This window comes from Streptomyces sp. LS1784, assembly GCF_020103755.1.
Classification (GTDB): Bacteria; Actinomycetota; Actinomycetes; order Streptomycetales; family Streptomycetaceae; genus Kitasatospora.
The window spans coordinates 1-3872 of the sequence record NZ_JAHSQD010000687.1; the positions used below are offsets into that span (position 1 = coordinate 1).

4 protein-coding genes are annotated in these 3872 nt (G+C 74.7%); 3 read left to right on the plus strand and 1 reads right to left on the minus strand.

Features of this window, described 5'->3' with window-relative positions; translation table 11 throughout:
* On the minus strand, positions 1-728 hold a 728-nt coding region (locus tag KS423_RS40560; protein WP_224284739.1), incomplete at its 3' end, for an endonuclease/exonuclease/phosphatase family protein.
* Between the two features lie 79 nt (positions 729-807).
* Here KS423_RS40560 and KS423_RS40565 point away from each other — a divergent pair.
* The 3 genes from KS423_RS40565 to KS423_RS48265 all read left to right on the plus strand — a co-directional run.
* Positions 808-1434 carry a PadR family transcriptional regulator gene (locus KS423_RS40565; RefSeq protein ID WP_224284740.1) on the plus strand — a complete coding sequence of 209 codons (627 nt, stop codon included), beginning with the start codon at positions 808-810 and terminating at the stop codon, positions 1432-1434.
* A 71-nt stretch (positions 1435-1505) separates the two neighbouring features.
* Positions 1506-2270 carry an ABC transporter ATP-binding protein gene (locus KS423_RS40570; RefSeq protein ID WP_224284741.1) on the plus strand — a complete coding sequence of 255 codons (765 nt, stop codon included), beginning with the start codon at positions 1506-1508 and terminating at the stop codon, positions 2268-2270.
* On the plus strand, positions 2267-3872 hold a 1606-nt coding region (locus KS423_RS48265), incomplete at its 3' end, for an FtsX-like permease family protein (protein WP_224284742.1). The genes KS423_RS40570 and KS423_RS48265, both read left to right, overlap by 4 nt.

The window sequence follows — 3872 nt, forward strand, 5'->3', positions numbered from 1 at the left end:
CGCAGCTCGCGCACCCGCACCCGGGGCGCGGTGCGCTCCAGCACCGTCGCCCCGCCGAGCACCGTGCGCGGCACCGCGCCGACCAGGTTGAAGTCGCCCAGCACCAGGTACGGCTGGGGGAGGTCGGCGATCCAGCGCCGGATGCCGGCCAGCTGCGCCATGTTCCAGCCGGGGACGAAGGACAGGTGCGCCGCCACCACGGTGAACGGACCCCGCTCGCCCTCCAGGACGGCCGCCAGCGCGGCCCGTGGTTCGTCCGGCACCGGGGTCAGCCCGCGCCGCCCGGCCACCCGCAGCGGCAGCCCGAACGGCGCCGGGGCGAACCGCCGGGCCCGCCAGTGCCGTACCGGAAGCCTCGTCAGCAGCGCTGTCCCGTAGGAGGGCGGGGAGCCGTCGTCCACCTCGTCCGGCCCGTACACCCGCAGGCCGTTCGGGCCGGACGGCTCCGGCACCCAGCCCGCCACCGGCGCCGGGCGGCCGTGCAGCGCGGCGGCGAAGCGCCAGTCCTTGGCGCCCATCGCCGAGGCCGCCACCGCCGCCTGGTCGGTGCCGCCGGAACGCGACTGGTGCCGGTCCACCTCCTGGAGCGCCAGCACGTCGGCGTCCAGGGCGGCCACCGCATCCGCCAGCGGCGTGCCGGCGTCGGAGGGGTAGGGCCGCGGGGCGCCGTCCGGGGCGAGCGGCTGGCCGTGCAACAGGTTGAAGGTGGCGATGCGCAACTGGCTCACACCGCACGACGGTACCCGGTCGCCGGGGGATGGGTACTCGGCTTGAGACGGATGGACATACCGGGTATACATACTCGGTATGTCCATCCGTCACGGTCTGCTCGCCCTGCTCGACCAGGGCCCGCGCTACGGCTACCAGCTGCGCACCGAGTTCGAGGCGCGCACCGGCGCCACCTGGCCGCTCAACGTCGGGCAGGTCTACACCACGCTGTCGCGGCTTGAGCGCGACGGGCTGGTCGAGCCGGCGGGGGAGGACGACGAGGGCCACCAGTTCTACGCCGCCACCGACGCCGGCCGGGACGAACTGCGGACCTGGTTCGACACCCCGGTGCCCCGGACCAACCCCCCGCGCGACGAACTGGCGATCAAGCTCGCCATGGCGGTGACCGTCCCCGGGGTGGACGTCTCGGCCGTCGTCCAGGGCCAGCGCCGGCACAGCATCAAGGCGCTCCAGGACTACACCCGGCTCAAGGGCCGCGCCCTGTCCGGCGAGGCGCGCCCCGGCACGGTGCCCTCGGCCGGCCACGACCTGGCCTGGCTGCTCGTCCTCGACCAGCTGATCTTCCAGACCGAAGCGGAGGTCCGCTGGCTCGACCACTGCGAGACCCGGCTCGCCCAGCAGGCCGAAGTCCTGCAGAACCGCACCGCCGAGGCCGCCCGCGACAGCGCCGCGCCCGCCAGGCGCGGCCGCCGCCTGCGCACCTGAGCCCCCGCAACACCCGAACCACCAGGCCCGGCCCCGACTCCGGGCCCACACCCAGCACAAGGGGGGAATTCGTGTCCCACACCGAAGAGGCCAGGCAGGCGCCGGTGCTCCACCTGGAGAACGTCACCCGCGTCCACGGCCACGGCGCCGCCGAGGTCCAGGCCCTGCGCGGCGTCGACCTCAAGGTCCACCCCGGCGAGTTCGTCGCCGTCATGGGCCCCTCCGGCTCCGGCAAGTCGACCCTGCTCACCCTGGCCGGCGGCCTGGACACCCCGAGCGGCGGCCGGGTCCTGGTCGAGGGCGTCGCCCTCGGCGAGCTCAACCGCAAGAAGCTCGCCCAAGTCCGCCGCCGCTCCGTCGGCTACGTCTTCCAGGACTACAACCTGATCCCGGCGCTCACCGCCGCCGAGAACATCTCGCTGCCGCGCGAACTCGACGGGCTGTCCACCCGCGCCGCCCGCCGCGAGGCCGTCGCCGCCCTGGAGGAGCTCGGCATCCCCGAACTCGCCGACCGCTTCCCCGACGACATGTCCGGCGGCCAGCAGCAGCGCGTCGCCATCGCCCGTGCCCTGATCGGCGACCGCCGCCTCGTCCTCGCCGACGAACCCACCGGCGCCCTCGACTCCACCACCGGCGAGGCCGTCCTCGCCGTCCTGCGCGCCCGCTGCGACGCCGGCGCCGCCGCCATGATGGTCACCCACGAGGCCCGGCACGCAGCCTGGGCCGACCGGGTCGTCTTCCTGCGCGACGGCCGCATGGTCGACGAGTCCGTCAGCCAGGACGCCGCCAGCCTGCTCGTCAGCGCCGCCACCAACAGCATGAAGGTGGACGAGTGAAGCTCAGCGCATGGCGGGTGGCCCTGCGCATAGCCCGCCGCGACGCCCTGCGTTCCAAGGGCCGCAGCGCCCTCGTCATCGCCATGGTCGCCCTGCCCGTCCTCGGCGTCACCGGCGCCGACGTGGTCTTCCGCAGCGCCGAACTCACGCCCGCCGAACGCGCCGTCCGGTACATGGGCCAGGCGGCCGGCGAAGTGCACATGGTCGAACGCGGCTCCTCCGTCAAGCAGGCGCCCGACCCCGACAAGGGGCTCACCATCCAGAGCCCCAAGGACGATGCCAAGGACGGCGAAGCCCCCACGTACACCCCCGCGCAGCAGCGCGCCCTCGACACCGCACCCGCCGAGCTGGCCCGCCAGCTGCTCCCGGCCGGCGCCACCCTGGTGCCCGAGCTCCAGGGCCCGTACACCGCCGCGACCAGCGCCGAAGGCCTGCTCAGCACCCGGGTCAGCGAGGCCGACCTGACCGACCCGGTCTGGCAGGGCCGGATCAACCTCGTCGACGGCCGAGCTCCCGCCGCGGACACCGAGGCCGCCGTCACCCGGGACTTCCTCAAGCGCTCCGGGCTCAAGATCGGGGACAAGACCGCCGTCCGCGGCCTGGAGACCAGCCCCTTCACCATCACCGGCGTCTACGAGTACCCCGGCGAACTGCGCGCCACCGAGCTCACCGCCCGCCCCGGCACCGTGCTCAACCGCCTCCCCAAGCCGTCGGACGGCTCCAACGGCCCGATGCAGGGCTCCAACGCCACGACGCAGGCCCCCGACGAGACCTCCCGCTGGCTGGTCAAGCTCCCGGCCGGGGCCACGATCGACTGGCAGAAGGTCAAGGAACTCAACGAGTACGGCTTCCAGGTGACCTCGCGCGCCGTCCTGGCCGACCCGCCGGCCCGTGCCGACGTCCCGTTCTACGCCGAGCAGAAGCACTCCGTCGGCACCAGCTACTTCAACCGGACCGACATCGTCATCCTCGCCACCGTCGTCGGCATGGCCCTGCTGGAGATCGTCCTCCTCGCGGGCCCCGCCTTCGCCGTCGGCGCCCGACGCTCCCGGCGACAGCTCGGACTGCTCGCCGCCGCCGGCGGTGAACGCGCCAACGTCCGCGCGGTCGTGCTCGGCGGCGGCATCGTCCTCGGCATCACCGGCGCCGTGATCGGCCTGGGCCTCGGCACCGGCCTGGTCGCCCTGCTGCGCACCACCGCCGAGGAGCGCTCCGGCCGGCGCTTCGGCCACTTCGCCGTGCCGCCGCTCGACCTGCTCGGCATCCTCCTGGTCGGGCTCGTCACCGGCCTGCTGGCCGCCGTCGTGCCCGCCGTCCAGGCCTCCCGCCAGGACGTCGTCGCCGCGCTCACCGGCCGTGACACGCTCAAGCCGCCGAGCCGCAAGCTCGCCGTCGCGGGGCTGCTGATCGTCGGCGGCGGCGCGGCCCTCGCCCTGTACGGCGCCACCAGCGGCGTCGGCAACCGCAGCTTCGCGGTCCTCGGCGGCTCGGCCCTCGCCGAGCTCGGCATGGTCGCCCTCGTGCCCTACCTGGTCGGCCTGTTCGGCCGGCTCGGCCGCTGGCTCCCGCTCGGCCCCCGGCTCGCCCTGCGCGACTCGGTGC

Coding starts and splice junctions, on each gene's coding strand:
- KS423_RS40565 (WP_224284740.1), top strand. CDS start 808: ATGTCCATCCGTCACGGTCTGCTCGCCCTGCTCGACCAGGGCCCGCGC.